Raw genomic sequence first — 21,137 nt, 5'->3', positions numbered from 1 at the left:
CCGGGATTCTGCGGAGCACCCGGGAACGTCGCCCTCGCGGGATAGGGTGACGACCGTCAGCACACGCGCGGGGCCGGAGTGGGACGTGAGCAGCGGGACGACGGGCGACACCGGAGACACAGCCGATCTCGGCGCGCGAGCGGGCGGTGAACTGCGGCCGGGCAGCAGCGCCGCCGCGGAGCTGGTCCGCTTCTACGCCCGGCACACACCGCAGGCGGAGGGGCCCGAGGCGGCAGGGCTACCGGGCCCGGCCTCGGTCGTCGACGCCCACCTCACGCTCGCCGCGCGCCGGGAGCCGGGCCGGGCAGTCGTCCGGGTCGTGCCCACCGGGGGCGGCGCGACGACGGTCGACATCGTCACCGACGACATGCCCTACCTCGTCGAATCGGTGCTCGCCGGTGTCGGGCGGGCGGGCGGCACGGTGCGCCGGGTCGTGCACCCGATCCTCGTCGTCCACCGTGATGCGACGGGCACGTTGACCGGTGTCGACACCGACGCCGATCCCGACCGGCCCGGTGACGCGCTCGCCGAGTCGTGGATGCACCTCGACGTGACCGCCGAGGGCGGCCTCGATCCGGACGGGCTGCGCGCCGAGCTGCAGCAGACGCTGTCCGACGTCCGGCAGATCGTCGACGACACGGCCGCGATGACGCTGCGGGCACGCGTCCTGGCCGACGACCTCACGGGTGCCCGGAGCGTCACGGCGTCCGACCCGTCGGACGACGTCCACCCCGCCGAGGTCGCCGACCTGCTCCGCTGGTTGGTCGACGACCACTTCGTGTTCATCGGATACCGGCACTACTCGCGCCGCGACGGGCGGCTGCAGCCCGACACCGAGACCGGTCTCGGCGTGCTGCGCCCGGGCGACGCCGGCGTCAATGCGTTCCTCCCGGAGGAGACCGGGGCCGACGACCCGGCCGGGCTGCTGCTGATCACCCGGGCCGGGGAGCGCAGCCGGGTGCTGCGGGCGGTCCACCCCTACTACGTCGGCGTCCGGACCCGCGTCGCCGACGGCACGGTCACCGGTGAGCACCGTTTCCTCGGCATGCTCACCGTGTCCGCCCGGCACGAGTCCGTGCTGGACATCCCGGTCGTCGCCCGTCGGGTCCGGGGGGCGATCCGGCGCGCCGGCTTCCCGGCCGACTCCTACTCCGGGCAGCAGATGCTCGAGGTCTTCTCGGTGCTGCCCCGGGCCGAGCTGTTCGCCTCGTCGGAGCAGAGGTTGCACGACACCGGCGTCGGTGTGCTGGAGGCGAGCGCCCGGCGCGCGGTGCGGCTGTTCGTGCATCCCGACCCGTACCGCCGGTTCCTGACCTGTCTTGTCTACCTGCCCCGGGACCGCTACACGACCGACACCCGGCTGCGGATCACCGAGATCCTGCGCAGCAGGCTCGGCGGCACCGACACCACCTACACCGCGCAGGTCGGCGACGCCGAGCTGGCGATGCTGCACCTGACCATCACCACCGACCCGGAGGCCGAACCGGCCGCCCCGGATCTCGCCCGGCTGCAGGACGAGGTCGCCGAGGCCACCCGGACCTGGGACGATCTGCTGGTCGGCGCCCTCGGTGACGCGGGCGCGGCCGCCCGGCCGCTGCTCGCGGGGGTCCCCGAGTCGTACAAGGCCGGGGTCGACCCGCGGCACGCCGTCGAGGACCTGCGCCGGGTGATGCGACTCGGCGCGGCCGACGACGGGGCCGGTCGCGGGCACGACGGCACCGGCGAGGCGTTCGATCTGCGCCTCTACCGCGGCGCGAACCAGGAGATCCGGTTCGGGCTCTACCTGCGGGACTCCTCGGCGACCCTGACCCGGATGCTGCCGCTGCTGCAGCAGCTCGACGTCGACGTCGTCGACGAGCGGCCCTACGAGTTCACCCTTCCCGGCGGGCGAGCCTGCTGGCTCTACGACTTCGGTGTCCGCGCACCGGAACCCTCCGGCGCGCCCGCCACGCCGACCGTCGCCGTGGAGGACGCGGGGGCGCGGTTCGAGGAGGCGTTCGCGGCCGCGTGGCGCGGCGACGCGGAGTCCGACCGGTTCTCGGCGCTCGTGCTGCGCGCAGGACTGCACTGGCGCGAGGCCGCCGTGCTGCGTGCCTACAGCCGCTACACCCGCCAGGTCGGCTCCCGCTTCACCCTGCAGTACACGGCGAACGTCCTGGTCGCGCACCCGGACGTGGCACAGGCGCTGATCACCCTGTTCCGGGCCAGGTTCGACCCGGCCCGTGCCGACCCGGTCGAGCGCGAAGCCGCCCACGCCCGCGCGCTGGAGCACGTGACCACCCTGATCGACCAGGTCAGCGGTCTCGACGCGGACCGCATCCTGCGCGGCCTGCTCGCCGTGATCGAGGCGACGCTGCGGACCAACTGGTTCCGGGGCAGGTCGTTCTTCTCGTTCAAGATCGACCCGGCCGCCGTCCCGGACATGCCGGCGCCTCGTCCGCGGTACGAGATCTTCGTCTACGCGCCGGGGGTGGAGGGTGTGCACCTGCGCTTCGGGGCCGTCGCCCGTGGCGGGTTGCGGTTCTCCGACCGCCAGCAGGACTACCGCACCGAGATCCTCGGGCTGGTGAAGGCGCAGGCCGTGAAGAACGCGGTGATCGTACCGGTCGGCGCGAAGGGCGGGTTCGTCGTGCGGACGCCGTCACCGTCGCCCGAGCACGTCCGGGACTGCTACACCACCTTCATCTCCGGCCTGCTCGACGTCACCGACAACCTGCTGACCAGGCCGGACGGGAGCACCGAGACGCTCCCGCCACCGGAGGTCGTGCGGCACGACGGTGACGACTCCTACCTGGTCGTCGCCGCCGACAAGGGCACCGCGACCTTCTCCGACCTGGCGAACTCGGTCGCCGCGTCGTACGGCTTCTGGCTCGGTGACGCGTTCGCCTCCGGGGGCTCGGTCGGCTACGACCACAAGGCCATGGGCATTACCGCGCGCGGCGCGTGGGAGTCGGTGAAGCGGCACTTCGCCGAGCGCGGCCTGGACACCCAGACCGAGGAGTTCACCGTCGTCGGCATCGGAGACATGTCCGGCGACGTGTTCGGCAACGGGATGCTGCTGTCCCGGCACATCCGTCTGCTCGCCGCCTTCGACCACCGGCACGTGTTCGTCGATCCCGACCCGGACGCCGCGACCTCCTATGCCGAGCGCCGCAGGCTCTTCGAGCTGCCCCGGTCGTCCTGGGCGGACTACGACCGTTCCCTGATCAGCGCCGGGGGCGGGGTGTGGCCGCGCACCGCGAAGTCCGTACCCGTCGGCCCGGAGATGCGCGCCGCGCTCGGCCTGCCCGACGGCGTCACCCGGCTCTCACCGCCGGAGCTCATCCACGCGATCCTGCTCGCCCCCGCCGACCTGCTGTGGAACGGCGGCATCGGTACCTACGTGAAGGCGTCCGACGAGTCCAACGCCGAGGTCGGCGACAAGGCGAACGACCTCATCCGGGTCGACGGCCGGGACCTGCGGGTACATGTCGTCGGTGAGGGTGGCAACCTCGGCCTCACTCAGCGCGGACGCATCGAGTTCGCCAGGGCCGGTGGCCGGATCAACACCGACGCCATCGACAACTCGGCAGGCGTCGACTGCTCCGACCACGAGGTCAACATCAAGATCCTGCTCGACCGGCCGGTCGCGGAGGGCACGCTGGACGTGCCGGAGCGCAACGCGCTGCTGGAGTCGATGACCGACGAGGTCGCCGAACTGGTGCTCGCCGACAACATCGCGCAGAACGCCGTCCTCGGTGTCGCCCGGGCGCATGCCGCCGCGATGGTCGGGGTGCACGGCCGGATGGTCGCCGACCTGGAGGAGCGGACCGGCCTCGACCGTGCGCTGGAGGTCCTGCCCAGCCCGGCCGGGTTCGACGGTCTCGCCGCCGACGGTGCGGGTCTGACCAGCCCCGAGCTGGCGACCCTGCTCGCGCACACCAAGCTCGACCTGACCGACCGGCTGCTGCAGACCGACCTGCCGGACCGGCCCGCGTTCGCGGCGACGCTGCCCGCCTACTTCCCGGAGCCCCTGCGCGAACGGTTCGACCACGCCATCCGGAACCATCCGCTGCGCCGGGAGATCATCGGCACCCGCCTGGTGAACCAGATGGTCGACGGCGCCGGGATCAGCTACGCGTTCCGGCTGGGTGAGGAGCTCGCGGCCGGGCCGGGCGACGTGGTGCGGGCCTGGGCCGTCACCACCCGGGTGTTCGCCCTGACCGAGCTGTGGGAGATGGTCCGGACGGCGGACGTCCCGGTGTCGGTGGCCGACGCCGTCGTGCTGGAGTCCCGCAGGCTGCTGGACCGGGTGTCGCGCTGGTTCCTCACCAACCGGCCCCAGCCGCTCGCCGTCGGCGCCGAGATCAGCCGGTTCGCCGACGCGATCGCGGAGCTGCGCGAGCAGCTTCCCGAGCTGCTGCAGGGCCGCGAGCTCGAGGCCGTACGGGAGCGGGCGGAGGCGCTCCGGGCCTCCGGGGTGCCGGAGGAACTCGTCGAACCGGCCGCGCTGTCGTTGTACGCCTACGGCCTGCTCGACGTCGTCGAGCTCGTCGAGCTGTCCGACCGGGAGAAGGAACCCCGCCCGGCCGCGGAGGTCGCCCGGCTGTACTACGCACTGTCCGAGCACCTCGGGGTCGACCAGGCGCTGACCGCGGTCAGCCGGCTCGACCGCGGTGACCGGTGGCACGCCCTGGCCCGGCTCGCGCTGCGCGACGACCTGTACGGTTCGCTGCGCTCGATCACGTTGGACGCCCTGCGGGAGACCCCGCCGGGAACCGGCGTCACCGAGGCCGTGGCGGCATGGGAGCAGGCGAACGCCTCGAAGCTGGCCCGGGCCCGCACCGCGCTGGAGGAGATCGGGGCGTCCGCCTCGCTGGATCTCGCCACGCTGTCGGTGATCTCGCGCCAGCTGCGTGGTCTGGCCCGGTAGCGGTCGGGGACACTCGGGCGCATGTCCGCTTTCGTCGCGCAGGTCCCGCTCCGCTGGACCGACCAGGACGCCTACCGGCACGTCAACCATGCCCGGATCGTCACGCTGATCGAGGAGGCCCGCGTCGCGCTGGCCTTCACCGGTGCCGGTGAGGAAGGGCTGACCGGCTTCGCCTCCGGGCTCCTGGTCGCGGGGCTGCACGTCGAGTACAAGCGGCAGCTGCCGTGGCGGGCCGACCCGTTGCGGGTGGAGATCACCGTGCGGGATCTGCGGGCGGCCTCGTTCACCCTGGACTACCTGTTGCGGGACGGCTCGGGTCCGGACGATCCGGTCGCGGTGACCGCGTGGACGCGGATGGCGCTCTACGATCTTCTCGCCGAACGACCGCGTCGGCTCACCGACGGTGAACGTGACTACCTGAAGCGGCACCTGGGGGACGTCTCGTGATCCTGCGGCTGGCCGACGCCACCGAACGGGACGACCTGGGCGCGTTCACCGCGCGGGTGGCGCGCCTCGACGAAGCCGCGGCGATCCGGTTGACCGCCTCCGGGGAGCGGGTGACGGCGTGGGCGCGAACCCCGTTCGACGTGCTCGTCACCCGGTCGGTTACGGGCACCCTGGACGGTGCCGCTTCGGTGACGGCGCACGCGTCGTCGCTGCTCACCGCCCTGGCGGTGGATCGGGCGGACGCGATCGACCCCGGTCCGGCGGCCGCCTGGTTCGACGAGCTCCCGCCCGAGGACGGCTGGACGCTGGTCGACGACGTCCCCGCCGACGAGCTGGACGGGCTAGCCGAGCGCGGGCTGGCGTTGGCCCGCGAGCACGCCGGGCCGATGGGTCCACCGGCGTCGTTGCTGGACCAGACGGTACTGACGGTGTCGCCCCCACAACCGGGTCGGCCGGTGACGGTGCCGATGCGGGTGCTGTTCGCGATGTCCGGGATGGGTTTCCTGGGGGCCGGCCCGGGTGGCGTCGGGGAGGGCCCGCGGGTGCGGGTGTCGGCGTCCGGGTCCTGGGTGCGGCTGGACGCCCGCTACGGGGCCGTCGTCCGGCGCCGTGTGGTGACGCTTCCGCTGATGGTCACCTCCTGATCCGCGATCCCGGGGGCGGCCGCTGCCGCCCTCCGCGGGCCGGGGCGGTCAGGAACCCAGGTCGAGGACGCTGACCTCGCCGTCGCCGGTGACCCACCCGGTGCGGCCGTCCGGCGAGACGGCGATCGCCGTCGGATTCAGCGCGACGTCGGTGCTGCCGGTGACCCGCCAGGTGGAGGTCCGGATCACCTGCAGGCCCTGATCGGTCACCGCGTAGAGGTGCCTGCCGTCCGGCGCGAAGGCCAGGCCGGTCGGGCCGCCCCGGGTCTCGACACCGGCGATCTCCCGTCCGTCGGCCGGATCCAGGACCGAGACGGTGTCCGAGTCGGGGCCACCCACGGCGACCAGGCTCTGCGGCCCGGCGGAGACCGCGACGGCCTCGGCGCCACCGCTCACCGGGTAGCTGCGGAGCACGGTGAGGCTGCTCGGGTCCAGGACGGTCAGCTGGTCGGCGCCCCGGGTCGCGAGGTAGATGCGGCCCCCGGCACCGTCGGTGGCGGCGGCGAACGGGTCCCGGGAGACCGGGACCGAACGGGTCACGGTACCGGCGTAGGGGTCCAGCTCGTCCACGACGCCCTCGGTGCGCGAGGGCACGTACAGGAACCGCCCGTCCGGCGCGGCGATCGCGCCGGCCGGATCGGCGGCCGTCTCCGCGGTGCCGAGGACGGCCGCCCCCGGAAGGTCGACGACGGCCAGCTGGCCGCCGTCGGCCCCGGCCAGGCTGACGAACGCCCGGGTCCCGTCGGGCGAGGTGGTAAGGCCCTGCGGGGGCGCCGGCAGCGGGATCTCCGCCGCGACGGTGTCGGTGGCCCCGTCGAGCACCAGCAGCCGGGGGTCATCGGCGACCGCGACGAGCGCCGTCCGGCCGTCGGCGTTCGCGGTGACCGCGACCGGTTCCGCGCCGACCGGAACGGTCGCCCGCACCGTCGGGGAGGACTGGCTCGTCGCGGCCGGGCCCGCGTCCGGGCGCGGGCCGAGACCCGCGGCGGGGGTGCCGTCGGCGGCCGGCTGCTGCGCGCCACGACCGTCGCCGGTCGGCCCGGGTGCGAACATCGCCCACGCCGTCAGGGTGCCGAGGAGCACGATCGCCAGCGCGATGGCGAACCCGGCCGGGGACACGCCGCGGCGGCCGTTGCGTGGTTTGGCGGACATGATCGCCTCACGACGTGGGGCGATCGGTTTGTCCGGCTGGCCCTCGGTGACCGGCCGGATCTCGCTGCGCGGCCCGGTGTCGGTGACCGCTCCGTCCCGGCCGGAGGCGGCGCGGGCCGCGGCGACCGACACCGCACCCACCGCGGCGGCGGCCGCTTCGTTGCCGGGGGCGGCGGCAGTACCAGGACCGGAGTGACCGGCGTCGGCGGCCGTGCCGTCACTGCTGGCCGCAGCGCCACCGTCGGCCGGAGCGCCACCGTCGGTGGCAGTGCCGTTGCCGGCGGGGCCGTTGCCGGCAGTGCCGCTGCCGGTGGGGCCGCTGCCGGTGGGGCCGCCACTGCCGGCGCGATTGCCGGAGGGTGCGCCGCCGCGGCCGGTTTCCGGGGCGCCGGCGCGTGCCTCGTGGGCGGGGCGCGGGGCGACACCTGAGGGCGGGCGGTCCAGGGGCGCTGCAGCGGGTACAGCCGTGACCCGCGCGGTGGTTTCCGCTCCGTCGGCACCCGGAGCGGGCCAGTGCGGAACGGCTTGCGGCCGCGGGCCGCGCCCGGGGGGCGGTGTCATCGCGTGCCGGGGGCGGCCGTCGTCGTCGAGGGCGGGAATCGTGACGGTGGCGTCGCCGGCACCCGGCCGAGGCACCCGGTGCCCGGTCTCCGGCTGGGGGTTGCCGTCCGGCGGCGCCCACGGGGACTGCCCACCGGGGCGTGGCCGCGACGGGGCACCGTGCGCTCCGCCCGCGGGCTCGTGGCCGTCGGTCCCGCCGGTGGCGGGTGGGCCGGTGCGCCGCGCCGGGGCGGTGGCGGCCCGCTCGGCCGGGAGCGGGGTCCGGCCGGTGGATCCGGCACCGGACGCCGCCGCTGCCCGGGCGGCATCCCGTCCCGGCAGCTGTCCGGGCTCGTCGGACCCGTCGGTGACGCGACGGTCCGGTCCGGCGGGCCGGTCGGTGGCGCGATGGTCCGGTCCGGCGGGCCGATCGGTGTCGTGCGGGTCCGGTCCGGCGGGCCGGTCGGTGTCGCGCCGGTCGGTGTCGTGCCGGTCCGGTCCATCGATCGCGGCGTCGTGAGGTGGGGTGCTGTCGTGGCCGGTGTCCCGCGACTCCCGGCCGGGAAGCTCACCGAACCCGCGACCGGTGCCGCCGCTGGGTGTCGCGAACAGGTCGTTGCCGGACAGCCCGGCCATCGCCGGTCCGGGCGGTGCTCCGCCCATGGCCGGACGCGGTGCGGACCGGCCTCCGGGGCGTTCCTGGGTGGGCCGGCGGCGGCCCGGCATGGTCGGGCGGACACCCGACGACGGGGTCGCCGGTCGCACCTGCGGCGCCGATCCGCTCGGCTCACCGGAGCTCGCGGCCGCGGGGTAGTGCCCGAGCAGCGCCCCCGGGGGCAGGATGTCGGTCTCCGGGCCGTCGCCTCCGGGGCGAGGCGGCCAGCGCTTGGACGTCGTGCTGCCGCGAGGGGGTTCAGCTGGGCGCGCAGGTCGGGTCGACCTGGCCCCGGGCGGGTCGCCGTCGTCCAGCGGACGGGGCGGCGGGGAGATCGGGGGCACCACGGTCGGCGCGGGCTGGGTCGGTGGGGCGTCGCCGGGGCCGGGCCGGTCGCCGCCCATGCGCGGCCGCCCGGAAGCCGGGGTGGGTGCAGCGTCCTCGGAGGGCTCACGGCCCCCGGAGTACGCAGCATCCCGCGATGCCGCAGCATCCCGCGGCGCCGCAGCGTTCCCGGAGGTCGCGGCGTCGCCGGGGGTTGCAGCGTTCCCGGAGGTCGCGGCGTCATCGGGGGGCGCAGCGTCACCGGATGACGACGGGCGCCCGGACGGCGCGACGGTGCCCGACGGCGCGGGGCGCCCGGCGCTGCCGGACACGGCGCTGCCGGACACGGCGCTGCCGGACACAGCGCCCCCGCTGTGTGCGCCGGCCGACGAACCGGGCGCGTCGCCGAGGCCCGGGACACTCGGGCTGCCCGACGCACTCGGGAACTCCGGCGTCTCGGTGGCGCCGGAGCTGCTCCCGGCGCCCGAGGTGCTCCTGGCCTCCGGGCTGCTGAAGATCGCGGGGGCGTCGTCGGTGCCCCGGCCCGTCGGCCCGGACGCCGACGGGGTGGTGCCCCGGCCCGGAGCCTCGGCGACGGGTTCACCGTGCAGTGGCTCACCGGAGGGCTCACCGGCGGCGGAGCCTTCGACACCGGGGGCGAACGACGGCGGCGGTGCGAACCGGTCCGCCGGGGTGTGCAGCGGGTCCTCGACGGCCTCGTCCACGGCATCGGCCGGCAGCGGCCCGACCCCGAGCGGGTCGTCACCGAGGTCGCCGAGATCGGCGTAGTAGCCGTCGGTGTCGGTGTCGGTGTCGGCAGGGTGCTCCGGGTCGGGTTCCTCCCCGGTGATCACCGCCGGGTCGTCGTCCTCCCGGCCGGCGGGGCCGTCCGTGTCCCCGCTGGGGCGGGAGCCGTGCGTGCCGGTGGTCGGGACGATGCCGTGCTGTGGCTCCTGCTCGTCGATGGAGCCGGGCCGAGGCGATGGCGCGGGCCGGGAGCCCGTCACGGACGGTGCGGTCGGCGCCCGGTCACGCCCCTCGGCCGAGGAACCGGTCTGCCCGGTGCTCTCGCGCACGAGATCGGCGAATCCGGATCCGGCGGCGGCCCCGGACGGCCGGGCCGCCGCACCGTCCGTCCGCGGCCCGGGCGGGTCGCCGGGGGGCGTCTCCCCGTTCAGCCCACCGATCCCGGCCTCGGCGGCTCCGTCGGAGGAGTCGGGCGAGGCTGCCGGACCCGACTTCATCACCAGGTCGACGAGGGATCCCGGGACCACGGGGACGCGGCCGGTCCGGATCGCCTCGCCGATCCCGTCCGGGCTCGGTTCCGTGGCGTCGTCGCGTCCCGGCTGGCCGGGCGCCGACGTCATGCGTTCTGCGACGGTCGGGTGCACATAACGATTCGATTATCGCGAGCGGCGCCCGGAGCCCTGACCCCGGGTCTGCCCCCGGTAGGTGCGGGAGCCCCCGGGGGAGCCGTCCGTCCTGGTACGGGCGTTGTCACGGCCTGCTCCGAGCTCGCCGAACGGGAGTACCCCGATCGAGGTCAGTGAGATGGGAGGGACGCGCCCGATGGTGTCGCCCTCACCCTCCCGCTCGGTGCCGGGACGCCGCCCCGGACCGAGCAACAGGGTGCCGGTGGCCGTGTCGTCGGTGTCGTCCGTGTCGTCGGTGTCGCTCCCGGACGCCTCCGTCTCGGGGGATCCTTCCGCGATCGGCCGGTCGGTGCGGATCGCGGGCGGCAGTCCGTCCGGCCCGGTGCCGGACGACCAGACGAACGACGCCCCGCCGGCTCCGCCGAGTGCGGTGATCCCGGAGCCCCGGCCGGAGTCGCCACCGTCGGTGCCGTCGCTGTCATCGGGGGCGAGTGTGGTGGCGTCCTCCCGGTGCGGGTCGACGGCGCCGAACAGGCCGTCGTCGGGGACCGCGGCGACCGGCTCGCGGTCGAGCTCGGCGGACAGCGAGCCGCGTATCCGCGACAGCTCGTCGCGGACCTCGTCCCGGAGCACCGCGAGCCGCCCGACGTCCCCGGCGATCCCGGCCCGCCGCTCGTGGGCCGTCCGCAGCGTCTCCGCGGCCTCGTCGCGGGCGGCGGAGAGGATCTCCTCGGCGTCCCCGCGGGCCGTGCTCAGCAGCCGCTCCGCCTCCTCGGCCGCCCGGTCGAGCCGCTCGTCGATCTCCTGCTCGCGCTCGGTGAGCTCACGCTCGCGGCGCGCGGCGTCGCGTTCCTGCTCGTCGAGCGCGGCCCGGCGGGCGGTGAACTCGCGGTCGAGGGTGGCCGCCCGGCCCAGCAGTGCCTCCTCGGTACGGGTGCGCCGGTCCTCGGCCTCCTCCCGGGCGCGGGTGACGAGCGCCTCGGCCTCCTCACGGGAACGGGCGACGAGGGCCGCTGCCTCGTCGGCCGCGCGGGTGCGCAGCTCGGCCGCCTCCCGCTCGGCGGCCTCCAGCACTCGCTCCACCCGCATCCCGAAGCCGGCCTGCTCGGACGTGCCGGCCTCGACCTGCTGCTGGAGCCTGCGGCTCTGCGCGCGGGCCGCGGACAGCGCCTGCTCGGCCGCCTCGGCGCGTCGGATCTCGTCGTGGATCCGCCGGTCCAGGTCCGCGAGCCGGGCCTCGACCTGGGCGCGGTCGTAACCGCGGAGCACGACGGCGAACCAGGCCCCGTCCGCGGGGCCGCCGGACTCGCCGTCGTCGGATCCGGTCGGTGCGTCGGCGGCACGGTGCGAGTGCCGTGACGACCCGTGCGCAGAATCGGGACGTTGCGGGCCGGACGCGGATCCGGACGGCGACGGCAGTGCGGTCACGATGAACCCCCAGACGGGTGACTTCTCGCCGCCCGACCTTCCGGGGCGGCGTCCCGTTCAACGAGATCGGACGCGTTCGGTCACGATCTCGACTGCTGGCGCCCGGATTGCGTCCGAACACCACCCGATCAGCGGCCGATCGGGCGAACATGGGATTGCAGAGGGTGACGAGCGGGGTCGTGGCAGTCAGGACGTGTCAGGAAGCCGGATCGACACCGGCTCAGAACTCGGAGTTCTGCATGCTCAGCGCCGCGTACTGCAGGTAGTTCCACAGCTGCTCGCGGTGCTCGGGGGAGAGGTCCTCCTCGTCGACCGCGATCCGCATGCAGCGCAGCCAGGCGTCCCGTTCGATCGGACCGATCGTGAACGGCGCGTGCCGCATCCGCAGCCGGGGGTGTCCGCGCTGCTCGGAGTAGGTGCGCGGGCCGCCCCAGTACTGCTCCAGGAACATCCGCAGCCGGTCCTCGGCGGGGCCGAGGTCCTCCTCCGGGTACATCGGCCGCAGCACGTCGTCCCGGGCGACCTCCTCGTAGAACCGGTGGACGATCCGGCGGAAGACCGGGGCCCCGCCCACCTCGGCGTAGAAGTTCTGCGGTGCACTCACCCCGTCATGCTCTCAGCTCTACCGCTGGGTGCGCCCGTCCAGGGAGGCGGTGGGGAACACCACCGGGCGGGGGACCCCGTGGTCGTCGAACGCGTCGGTGATCGCGCCGTTGAGCGCCCGCTGCACCGCCCACTGCCGGCCCGGCTTGACCCGGACGGTGATCCGCAGGGTGACCCCCTCCGGGCCGATCCGGTCGACGCCGAGCACCTCGGGCGGCTCCAGCACGTCACCGGAGATGTCGTCCTGGGCGGCCCGCTCGGTCGCGGTCGCGCCGGCGAGCTCGGTCGCCTGCTCGACGTCCGCGCTGTGCGCGATCGGCAGGTCCACCACGGCGACGGCGTATCCCTGGCTCATGTTGCCCACGCGGAGGATCTCGCCGTTGCGGACGTACCAGACGGTGCCCTGCAGATCGCGGATCGTGGTGATCCGCAGACCGATCGCCTCGACCGTGCCGACCGCCTCGCCGACGTCGACGATGTCACCGACGCCGAACTGGTCCTCGAGCAGCATGAACATGCCGGACAGGAAGTCGCGCACCAGGTTCTGCGCGCCGAATCCGACCGCCAGCCCGAGCACCCCGGCACCGGCCAGCAGCGGGCCCAGGGGGTAGCCGAGCTCGTTCATCACCATCATCACGGCGACCAGCAGCACCACCGCGGAGACGATCGAGCGCAGTACCGACCCGATGGTGCGGGCGCGCTGCATCCGTCGCTGCGGCCCGGCCGCGTCACCGCGGGCGCCACCGTCGGCGGGGGCGCGGCGCAGCCGCCGGGCCCGCCCGGCGAGGGCGGTGAAGGCGCCGTTGGTGGCGCCGTTGACCATCCGTGAGATCCCGCGGTGGGCCAGCCAGCGCACCAGGACCGCGATCAGGATGATCGAGGTGATGGAGATGGTGCGGCCGACGATGACGTCGGCGTGCTGGGCGAGGAAGTCGTTGTTCGTCCAGCGGTACAGCGTCGCGCACCATGACCCCGGCTCCTGCACGCACTGCGGCATGAGGGCGCTGGTGAGGCCGGGGGCGGGGACCGGCGGGGCGGTCACGGTGATCACGCGTCCTCCTCGGGGGCGGTGAGGGCTGCGTCGGCGGCGTGATCCGCACCGTGGCCCCGGCGGGCCGGGACGCTCCGCGGATCACGCGACCCGACACTACGTCACCTGGGCCGGTCGGCCGCAGCCCCCAGGTGCTCCGGCAACGTGTGATGTTCCGGCAGGTCAGGGGCTGGTTGTGGGGCGTCGCGCACGGTCCGCAACGGGACCACGCCGGCCCAGGCGAGGTCGGCGGCGACGTCGGGTGCGTCGTCCGACGGCGGCCCGGAGCGACGCTTGACGCTGGCCTCGGTCAGGTCGAGCGCGAAGAGTGCGGTCGCGGCCAGCTCGCGCCGGTTCGGCCGGCGGGCGTGGTCCCAGGCGCCGGGGGTGAGGTGCTCGACGATCGCCCGCAGTCCCTCCCACTTGCGGTCCGGGTCGGTGACCAGGTGCGCGGTCCCGTGCACCACGGCACTGCGGTAGTTCATCGAGAAGTTCATGACCGCCCGGGCGTGCACGATCCCGTCCAGGTGCGTCACCGCGACCGAGCACGGCAGCTCGGCGGTGCGGAGCCAGCCCGCGCCGGTGGACCCGTGCAGGAAGAGGGTGCGGCCCGCGCGTCCGTACGCGGTGGGCAGGACGACCGGGGCGCCGTCACGGACGAACCCGACGTGGCAGACCAGGCCCTCGTCGAGCAGGGCGTAGAGCTCGGCGGGATCGGTGGCGGCCCGGTCGGGCTTGCGTCCCAGGGTGCTTCGGGCGGTGGGGGAGAGCGTCACGCGGTCAGCGTGACCCGCCCAGTGGCATTCTGGAACAGCCAATCCCACGCTGATCGGAAAGGCCGCTTTCGGTGGACGTCCCCCCGCTGCCGCTCGCCCGCGACTCACCCGTGCCACTGGCGGTGCAGCTCGCCGACGGGCTCCGCGCGGCCGCGGCCGACGGGACGCTGCGACCCGGTGACCGGCTGCCCTCCACCCGGGCGCTGGCGTCCGCGCTGGGCGTGAGCCGGACGGTGACCGCCGCGGCCTTCGACCAGCTGCTCGCCGAGGGCTGGGTGGCCGGGCGCGTGGGTGCGGGCACCTACGTGACCGCCGTGCCCGCGTTGCCGCGGGACGGTGGGGGGCCGGCGCGCCCGGCTCCGGGCCGGGCCGCGACGGCGGGGCCGCACGAGCAGCGCTCGGCGGCGCTCGATCCCGGCCGGCCCTGCGTCGCGGCCCTGGACCGGGCGATGTGGCGGCGTGCCTGGCGGGCCGCCGCCGACCCGGAACCCGACGACGCACCCCGCCCGGACGGCCTGCCCGGGTTCCACGACGCCGTCGTCGAGCACCTGCTGCGGCACCGCGGGTTCACCCCGGCCGACATGCTCACCACCGCGGGCACCTCGGCCGCCGTCGCCGAGCTGGCCCGGTTGCTGCCCACCGGTGCCCGGGTCGCGGTCGAGGAACCCGGGTACCGGCGCGCGGTCTCGGCGCTGCGCGCCGCCGGACTGCACATCGTGCCCGTCCCGGTGGACGACGACGGCCTGGTCGTCGACGCGATCCCGGCCGGTTGCGCCGCCGTGTACGTGACGCCCGCGCACCAGTTCCCGACCGCGGTGCGGATGCCGGCGGCCCGCCGGGTGGCGCTGGTCGAGCGGGCCAGGGACGAGGGCATCCTGATCATCGAGGACGACTACGACGGTGAGCTCCGCTACGACGTGGCCCCGCTGCCGCTGCTCGCCGCGCTCGCCCCGGACCGGGTGGTGCACCTCGGCACCGCGAGCAAGATCGTCAGTCCGACGCTGGGGGTCGGCTGGGCACTCGCCCCGGAGCCGGTGCTCGCCGCGTGGCGCGACCTGCGCGAGCGGACCGGGACCCGGCCGTCGCCGGCCGGGCAGCGGGTGCTGGTCGCGCTGGCCCGGCACGGTGACCTGTCCCGGCACCTGCGGCGGTTGCGGCGGGAGCTGCGCGAACGGCGGTCGACGGTGCTCGCCGCCGCGGCCGGGGCGGGCTGGCGCGCGGACGGCGACCCGGCCGGGGCGCACCTGGTGCTGCGCGGGTTCCCCGGGACCGAAGCCGGGCTGGTGGAGGCCGCCGCCGCGCGCGGGATCGCGGTCCGCGGGCTGGCCGGGTACCACGAGGGTCCGCCGCGGACGTCCGGGCTGGTGGTCGGCTACGCCGCGGGCACCCGGGCCGACCTGCGCCGCGCACTGGACCTGCTGACCGGCTGACGGGCCGCGCGGCGGGGCCGCCTACCCTCGGGGCCCATGAGTTCCGACCGGGTCAGGGTGGCCGTCGTCTTCGGTGGCCGCAGTTCCGAGCACGCGATCTCGTGCGTCTCCGCGGGGAGCGTGCTGACCCACCTCGACCGGGACCGGTTCGAGGTGATCCCGGTCGGCATCAGCCGCGACGGTGCCTGGGTCGTCGGGCCGGGCGACCCGGCGCAGCTCGCCATCTCCGGTCGCACCCTGCCCGAGGTCGACGGCGGCGCGGACGCGCTGGTCCTCCCCGGCGAGCCCGGGCGCGGCCTGGTCCGGCTGGACGCCGAGCGGGGCGGCGAGGTGCTCGCCGACGTCGACGTCGTCTTCCCGATCCTGCACGGCGCGTTCGGCGAGGACGGCACCGTGCAGGGCCTGCTGGAGATGGCGGGCGTGCCCTACGTGGGTGCCGGTGTACTCGCCTCCGCCGTCGGAATGGACAAGGAGTTCGCGAAGAAGCTGCTGCGCGCGGAGGGCCTGGACGTCGCCGACGGCGTCGTGCTCCGGCCGGGCACCGACATCGGCTTCGCCGACCGCGAGCGGCTGGGCCTGCCGCTGTTCGTCAAGCCGGCCCGCGCCGGGTCGTCGATGGGCGTGACCCGGGTGACCGACCCGGCCGCGCTGGACGCCGCGATCGCCGCCGCCCGGCTGCACGACCCGAAGGTGCTGGTCGAGGCCGCCGTGCCGGGTCGCGAGGTGGAGTGCGCGGTACTGGAGTTCCCGGACGGCAGCGTCCGCGCCAGCCTGCCGGCCGAGCTCCGCTACTCCGGTGAGTTCTACGACTTCGAGTCCAAGTACCTCGACGTGTCCGAGCTGGACATCCCGGCGAAGCTGGACGACGAGATCACCGAGTCGGTGCGCTGGAAGGCGATCACCGCGTTCCGCGCGCTGGACGTGCAGGGCCTGGCCCGGGTCGACTTCTTCGTCGGCGACGACGGCACGATCACCGTCAACGAGGTCAACACCATGCCCGGGTTCACCCCCAGCTCGGCGTTCCCCAAGATGTGGGCGGTCACCGGGCTCGACTACCCCGAGCTGCTGACGACACTGGTCGAGACGGCGTTGCGGCGGGGCACCGGGCTGCGCTAGCCCCTCGAGGGCGCTACCGCACCGCCACCGGCTCCGCCGGCAGCGTGGCGGAGACCGCGTCGGCGACCGCCTGCAGCGGTCCGGGGCCGGTCTCGGTCGGCGCGGTGAGCTCCAGGTACACCCCGCGGTCGACGACGGCGTAGGTGGTGGACCGGGAGTCCGGTGCGCCGGTCAGCGGGAGCCAGTCCACCCCGTTGACGACGATCAGCGGCGAGGTCGGGCCCAGCTCCGCCGGTCGCTCGGTGCCGCAGCGCAGCACCACCGGCTCCGGCTCCGCGATCCATGCGCGGGCGCCCGGGACCGCCGGGTCCAGCTCGCGGGGCGGCATCGGGCCGTCGGCGCCGGGCAGCGCCGCCGGCAGCGCGCCCAGCACGGCGTCGCACGCGGGGGTCCCGGCCTGCGGTGCGGCGCCGACGGGGAGCTCGAGCGGTCCGGTTTCCGGTCCGGCCGAGACCCGGCTGTAGATCCCCAGCCCGGCGACGACGAGCGCCAGCAGCAGGGGCAGGGCGACGGCCACCGCGGTGAGCGGTGCGATGCGTCGGTTCCCGGCCCCCGCCACGTGTGCGTCCCGGATCAGTTGAGCTTGACCACGGGGCAGGTGAGCGTCCGGGTGATCCCGTTGACGTTCTGCACCCGGGCGACGACGAGCCGGCCGAGCTCGTCGACGTCGTCGGCCTCGGCGCGCACGATCACGTCGTACGGTCCGGTGACGTCCTCCGCCGAGATGACCCCCGGCAGGCCCCCGATCTCGGAGGCGACGGAGGCGGCCTTTCCGACCTCCGTCTGGACGAGGATGTATGCCTGCACCACGGCGTGCCCCTTTCCGGTACGTGCCGCCCTGCCGGATGGTTGGCGGCTGGAATGTCGGACGCCGAACCTACCGGAGGAAGCCCCCGTGTCCCCATCCGCGATCACGCCCGAGGGCGGTTCCGAGGCGAGCGTCTCACTGCGGGAGGTCGGCGAATTCGCCATGATCGACCGCGTGACGGGCGGTCGGGTCCAGCCGGCCAGCACACTGCTCGGCCCCGGAGACGACTCGGCGGTCGTCGCGGCGGCGGACGGGCGGGTGGTGGCCTGCACCGACGTGCTCGTCGAGGGCGTGCACTTCCGGCTGGACTGGTCCAGCCCCGAGCAGGTCGGCCGCAAGGCGGCGGCGGCGAACCTGGCCGACGTGGCCGCGATGGGTGCGGTGCCGACGTCGTTGCTGGTCGGTCTGGCCTGCCCGTCGGCCACCCCCGCGGCGCAGCTGGAGCAGCTGGCCGACGGGCTGTGGGCGGAGGCGGCCGTGGTGGGCGCCGGACTGGTCGGCGGTGACCTGACCTCTGGGCCGGTGATCGTGCTCTCGGTGACCGCGCTCGGGTCGCTGCAGGGGCGGGCGCCGGTGCTGCGGTCGGGGGCGCGCCCGGGGGACCGGGTCGCGGTGTGCGGACGACTCGGCTGGTCGGCGGCCGGGCTGGCGGTGCTCGGCCGCGGGTTCCGCTCACCCGCCTCGCTGGTGAACGCCCACCGGGTGCCGGAGCCGCCGTACGCGGCCGGGCCGGTCGCCGCGGACGCGGGGGCCACCGCCATGATCGACGTCTCGGACGGCTTGCTGGCCGACCTGGCGCACGTGGCGCGGGGCTCGGGGGTGACGGTGCGGCTGCGCTCACGGGCGTTCACGGTGCCGGCGCGGCTCGCCGAGATCGGGTCGGCGCTCGGCCTGGACCCGCTGCGCTGGATCCTCACCGGCGGTGAGGACCACGCGCTGGCCGCGACCTTCCCGCCCGGGGCAGCGCTGCCGCAGGACTGGACCGAGGTGGGCGTGGTCGAGGCACCGGACGCAGACGGTCCGGGCGTCACGGTGGACGGGCGCCCCTACGACGGCGACGCCGGCTGGATCCACTTCGCGAAATACTGATTCCATCCAGGGCTTGCGAGTGCGCCTGTTTGGGTGACAGTGTCCTTGCGGTTTGTGTTGGCCGGACTCCTCCGTCCGGACGACCCGCAACACGAGGAGATGTCACCGTGGACAACCTGGGCGTACTCAGCCTGCTGGCGCTCACCCCGATCCTCGTCGTCGCGGTCCTGCTCGTCGGCCTGCGCTGGCCGGCGAAGTACGCGATGCCGCTGGGCTTCGTCGCCGCGGCGCTGATCGGGGCGCTGGTGTGGGGGATGGACGGCACGACGATCCTGGCCGCATCGCTCGAGGGCCTGGTGATCGCGGTCGGGTTGCTCTACATCATTTTCGGTGCCCTGCTGCTGTTGCAGACGCTCACCCAGAGCGGGGCGCTCGCGACGATCCGCGCCGGGTTCACCAGCATCAGCCCGGACCGCCGGGTGCAGGCGATCATCATCGGCTGGCTGTTCGGCTCGTTCATCGAGGGTGCCTCCGGTTTCGGGACGCCGGCCGCGGTGGTCGCCCCGCTGCTGCTCGCGCTCGGTTTCCCGGCGCTGGGCGCGGTGCTGGTCGGCATGGTGATCCAGTCGACCCCGGTCAGCTTCGGTGCCGCGGGCACACCGGTCCTCACCGGTATCGGGCAGGGGCTGGCCGGTTCGGCCGAGGTGGACGCGCGGACCGCGGCGCTCGGCGTGGACCAGAGCGGGTACCTGTCGATGATCGGGCTGGAGGTCGCCACCATCCACGCCGTCGCGGGCACGTTGATCCCGCTGTTCCTGGTGTGCTTGCTGACCCGGTTCTTCGGCGAGAACCGCAGCTTCGCCGAGGGGCTCGCGGTCTGGCCGTTCGCGCTCTACGCGGCGTTCGCCATGACCGTGCCCTACATCCTGGTCGCGGCCCTGCTCGGGCCGGAGTTCCCGGCGTTGCTCGGCGGCCTGCTCGGCCTGGCGCTGGTCATGTTCACCTCCAGCCGCGGGTTCCTGATGCCCAAGCGGACCTGGGACTTCCCGCCACGCGAGCGGTGGCTGGACCGCTGGGTCGGCACCATTGAACCGGACACCTCCGTCGCCGGCGCCCGGATGAACACCTGGCTGGCCTGGCTGCCGTACGTGCTGGTCGCGGTGATCCTGGTGGTGAGCCGGACCGTGGAGCCGATCAAGGACGCGCTGCAGTCGGTGACGGTCGGCCCGTCCGACATCCTCGGCACCGGCCTGTCCGAGGAGCTCGAGGTGCTGTACTCGCCCGGTGCGGTCTTCCTGTTCGTCTGCCTGATCACCTACGGGCTGCACCGGATGAGCGGTCGGCAGATCGGCCGGTCCTGGTCGGTCTCGGCCGGTCAGCTCGCGGGGGCGGCCGTGGCGCTGCTGTTCGCCCTGCCGCTGGTCCGGATCCTGATCAACTCCGGCGTCGAGTACAACACCTCGGGTCTGGCCAGCATGCCGCTGACGCTGGCCGAGGGCGCCGCCGCGGTCGCCGGGCCCGCCTGGCCGGTACTGGCACCGTGGATCGGTGCACTCGGTGCGTTCGTCGCGGGCAGCAACACCGTGTCGAACCTGACGTTCTCGCTGTTCCAGTTCGCGACCGCGGAGAACATCGGCGTCGTGCCGGAGACGGTGGTCGCGGCCCAGGCGGTCGGTGGGGCCGCAGGCAACATGGTGACGGTGCACAACGTCGTCGCGGCATCGGCGACGGTCGGCCTGCTGGGACGGGAGGGCGACGTCATCCGGATGACGATCCTGCCGACCGCCTACTACTGCCTGCTGGCGGGCGGACTGGCGTTCGTGCTGATCTACGGCGTCGGGTTCAACATCGGCACCGCGTTGCTGGTGCTGCTGCTGGTGACGCTGGCGGCGGTCGTGGTCGGGCTGCGGCGGGCGATGCCGGCCCGGGCCTGACCTCACCCCGGACGAGCGGCGGCCCGGTCACGCGCACGTGACCGGCCGCCGTCGCCGGTGCGTGGTTCAGCCGCCGCGGCGCCAGAACATCAGGATCCGGCGCAGCCTGCTGCGCAGCCGCGGGTGCCCGGGGACGGACCGCTGCGGCGCCGGGAACTGCCGGAACTCCGGCGGCGGCACGGTCAGGTTCGCGGCCGGCAGGGTCGGCGGATCCATCGCGACCAGTGTCTGCGGGAAGTGGCGCTCGGAGGACGGGCTCGGGGTCACGGACTTCGCCTGCACGACCGCTGCATCGCCCTGGGTGGTCACTTCGTTACCGACGGTCTGTCGCACGATCAGCCTCCTCCATGTGCCGGCCCGCGCGCCGTCGGGAGGGCGCCGGCACGTCCCGGAGGTTTCGGGCGGGGCGCGGGGCCCGCGGAGCGGGCGGTCACCGGGAGCGCGAGCGACGGTGCCTGCGCGTTCCAGGGTAGTACGGCGGCTCGGCCGCGGTACGTGCGGTGCCTCACCCGGACAGCCGCTCACCAGGTCCGATCGGGCTACCGTACGGGCCGGGGCGGCCGCAGGCCGTGCGGTGTACGGGAGCGGAGGTGTCGGAGCCGGTGACGGCGGTGGCCTGGATCGCGCTGGCGGGGTGGCTCCTCGCCGGGGCGCTGCTCGTCCTCGGGCACCGGCGGATCGAACAGCTGCAGCGGGCCGACACCGCGCGCAAGTGGGACCTGCTCGCGCTGCGCGCGGAGCTGGGGGCGCTGCGCACGGCCCCGGCCGTGGGATCGCCGGGCCCGCCCGCCCGGTCGCTGGAGCGGCCGCCCGCCCCTGCCGGCCCGCCTCCGGCACCGCCGGCGGGAGCGTCGTCCGCACCCGGCAGGCGCGCCCCGCCGCCCGGCGCCGGGCGGACGCGACGGCCCGGCGGATGGCCCCGGCGGCTCCCGCGGC

The 21,137-nt window shown here is 75.0% G+C and carries 15 protein-coding genes; 7 read left to right on the top strand and 8 right to left on the bottom strand.

The annotated features are described in order from the left end of the window. The first annotated feature begins 85 nt into the window (after nucleotides 1–85). From AB0J24_RS06590 to AB0J24_RS06580, 3 genes are read left to right on the top strand one after another with little or no spacing between them, the layout of a single operon-like run. Nucleotides 86–4,912: an NAD-glutamate dehydrogenase gene (locus AB0J24_RS06590; protein ID WP_358676413.1), complete on the top strand. Its 4,827-nt coding sequence runs from the start codon at nucleotides 86–88 to the stop codon at nucleotides 4,910–4,912. A gap of 21 nt (nucleotides 4,913–4,933) precedes the next feature. After that, complete coding sequence (locus tag AB0J24_RS06585) at nucleotides 4,934–5,359, top strand: acyl-CoA thioesterase (RefSeq protein ID WP_358676410.1); 426 nt, start codon at nucleotides 4,934–4,936, stop codon at nucleotides 5,357–5,359. Then, nucleotides 5,356–6,003 carry a hypothetical protein gene (locus AB0J24_RS06580; protein WP_358676407.1) on the top strand — a complete coding sequence of 216 codons (648 nt, stop codon included), beginning with the start codon at nucleotides 5,356–5,358 and terminating at the stop codon, nucleotides 6,001–6,003. The genes AB0J24_RS06585 and AB0J24_RS06580 overlap by 4 nt, the downstream gene beginning before the upstream one ends. A 48-nt stretch (nucleotides 6,004–6,051) precedes the next feature. Here the strand turns inward: AB0J24_RS06580 and AB0J24_RS06575 are convergent, their stop codons facing one another. The 5 genes from AB0J24_RS06575 to AB0J24_RS06555 form a co-directional block, all read right to left on the bottom strand. Further along, a complete protein-coding gene (locus AB0J24_RS06575) occupies nucleotides 6,052–10,041 on the bottom strand; it encodes a hypothetical protein (RefSeq protein ID WP_358676404.1) in 3,990 nt (1,329 codons plus the stop codon). Nucleotides 10,042–10,077: 36 nt separating this feature from the next. Continuing rightward, nucleotides 10,078–11,475 carry a hypothetical protein gene (locus AB0J24_RS06570; protein ID WP_358676401.1) on the bottom strand — a complete coding sequence of 466 codons (1,398 nt, stop codon included), beginning with the start codon at nucleotides 11,473–11,475 and terminating at the stop codon, nucleotides 10,078–10,080. 220 nt (nucleotides 11,476–11,695) lie between these two features. Beyond that, entirely contained in the window at nucleotides 11,696–12,079 is a 384-nt protein-coding gene (locus tag AB0J24_RS06565) for a globin (protein WP_358676398.1), read from the bottom strand. An 18-nt stretch (nucleotides 12,080–12,097) separates the two neighbouring features. Beyond that, complete coding sequence (locus AB0J24_RS06560) at nucleotides 12,098–13,129, bottom strand: mechanosensitive ion channel family protein (RefSeq protein WP_358676396.1); 1,032 nt, start codon at nucleotides 13,127–13,129, stop codon at nucleotides 12,098–12,100. A gap of 101 nt (nucleotides 13,130–13,230) precedes the next feature. Continuing rightward, complete coding sequence (locus AB0J24_RS06555; protein ID WP_358676393.1) at nucleotides 13,231–13,884, bottom strand: pyridoxamine 5'-phosphate oxidase family protein; 654 nt, start codon at nucleotides 13,882–13,884, stop codon at nucleotides 13,231–13,233. Nucleotides 13,885–13,955: 71 nt separating this feature from the next. On the opposite strand from AB0J24_RS06555, the gene AB0J24_RS06550 reads away from it, so the two are divergent. Both AB0J24_RS06550 and AB0J24_RS06545 read left to right on the top strand, forming a co-directional pair. Then, on the top strand, nucleotides 13,956–15,314 hold the full coding sequence (locus AB0J24_RS06550; protein ID WP_358676390.1) for a PLP-dependent aminotransferase family protein: 1,359 nt from the start codon (nucleotides 13,956–13,958) through the stop codon (nucleotides 15,312–15,314). Nucleotides 15,315–15,350: 36 nt separating this feature from the next. Continuing rightward, a complete protein-coding gene (locus AB0J24_RS06545; RefSeq protein WP_358676387.1) occupies nucleotides 15,351–16,430 on the top strand; it encodes a D-alanine--D-alanine ligase family protein in 1,080 nt (359 codons plus the stop codon). 13 nt (nucleotides 16,431–16,443) lie between these two features. On the opposite strand, the gene AB0J24_RS06540 is transcribed toward AB0J24_RS06545, so the two are convergent. Both AB0J24_RS06540 and AB0J24_RS06535 read right to left on the bottom strand, forming a co-directional pair. Next, a complete protein-coding gene (locus tag AB0J24_RS06540) occupies nucleotides 16,444–16,989 on the bottom strand; it encodes a DUF3515 domain-containing protein (protein WP_358676384.1) in 546 nt (181 codons plus the stop codon). A gap of 14 nt (nucleotides 16,990–17,003) precedes the next feature. After that, nucleotides 17,004–17,240 (bottom strand): Lrp/AsnC ligand binding domain-containing protein, encoded by a 237-nt coding sequence (locus tag AB0J24_RS06535; protein WP_085915679.1) that lies wholly within the window; start codon nucleotides 17,238–17,240, stop codon nucleotides 17,004–17,006. A gap of 100 nt (nucleotides 17,241–17,340) precedes the next feature. On the opposite strand from AB0J24_RS06535, the gene AB0J24_RS06530 reads away from it, so the two are divergent. Continuing rightward, nucleotides 17,341–18,327, top strand: a complete 987-nt coding sequence (locus tag AB0J24_RS06530; protein WP_358676473.1) for a thiamine-phosphate kinase — start codon at nucleotides 17,341–17,343, stop codon at nucleotides 18,325–18,327. A gap of 107 nt (nucleotides 18,328–18,434) precedes the next feature. Then, complete coding sequence (locus tag AB0J24_RS06525) at nucleotides 18,435–20,201, top strand: L-lactate permease (protein WP_358676381.1); 1,767 nt, start codon at nucleotides 18,435–18,437, stop codon at nucleotides 20,199–20,201. Nucleotides 20,202–20,267: 66 nt separating this feature from the next. Here the strand turns inward: AB0J24_RS06525 and AB0J24_RS06520 are convergent, their stop codons facing one another. After that, complete coding sequence (locus AB0J24_RS06520; protein ID WP_358676378.1) at nucleotides 20,268–20,534, bottom strand: hypothetical protein; 267 nt, start codon at nucleotides 20,532–20,534, stop codon at nucleotides 20,268–20,270. Nucleotides 20,535–21,137 lie beyond the last annotated feature (603 nt).

Origin of the sequence: Pseudonocardia sp. NPDC049635 (genome assembly GCF_040659795.1) — a bacterium.
In the GTDB taxonomy this organism is placed as follows: Bacteria; Actinomycetota; Actinomycetes; order Mycobacteriales; family Pseudonocardiaceae; genus Pseudonocardia.
The sequence above is the reverse complement of the archived record's forward strand: the minus strand, read 5'-3'. Positions and strand labels throughout refer to the sequence as shown.

Coding starts and splice junctions, on each gene's coding strand:
- AB0J24_RS06545 (WP_358676387.1), top strand. CDS start 15,351: ATGAGTTCCGACCGGGTCAGGGTGGCCGTCGTCTTCGGTGGCCGCAGT.
- AB0J24_RS06575 (WP_358676404.1), bottom strand. CDS start 10,041: ATGACGTCGGCGCCCGGCCAGCCGGGACGCGACGACGCCACGGAACCG.
- AB0J24_RS06585 (WP_358676410.1), top strand. CDS start 4,934: ATGTCCGCTTTCGTCGCGCAGGTCCCGCTCCGCTGGACCGACCAGGAC.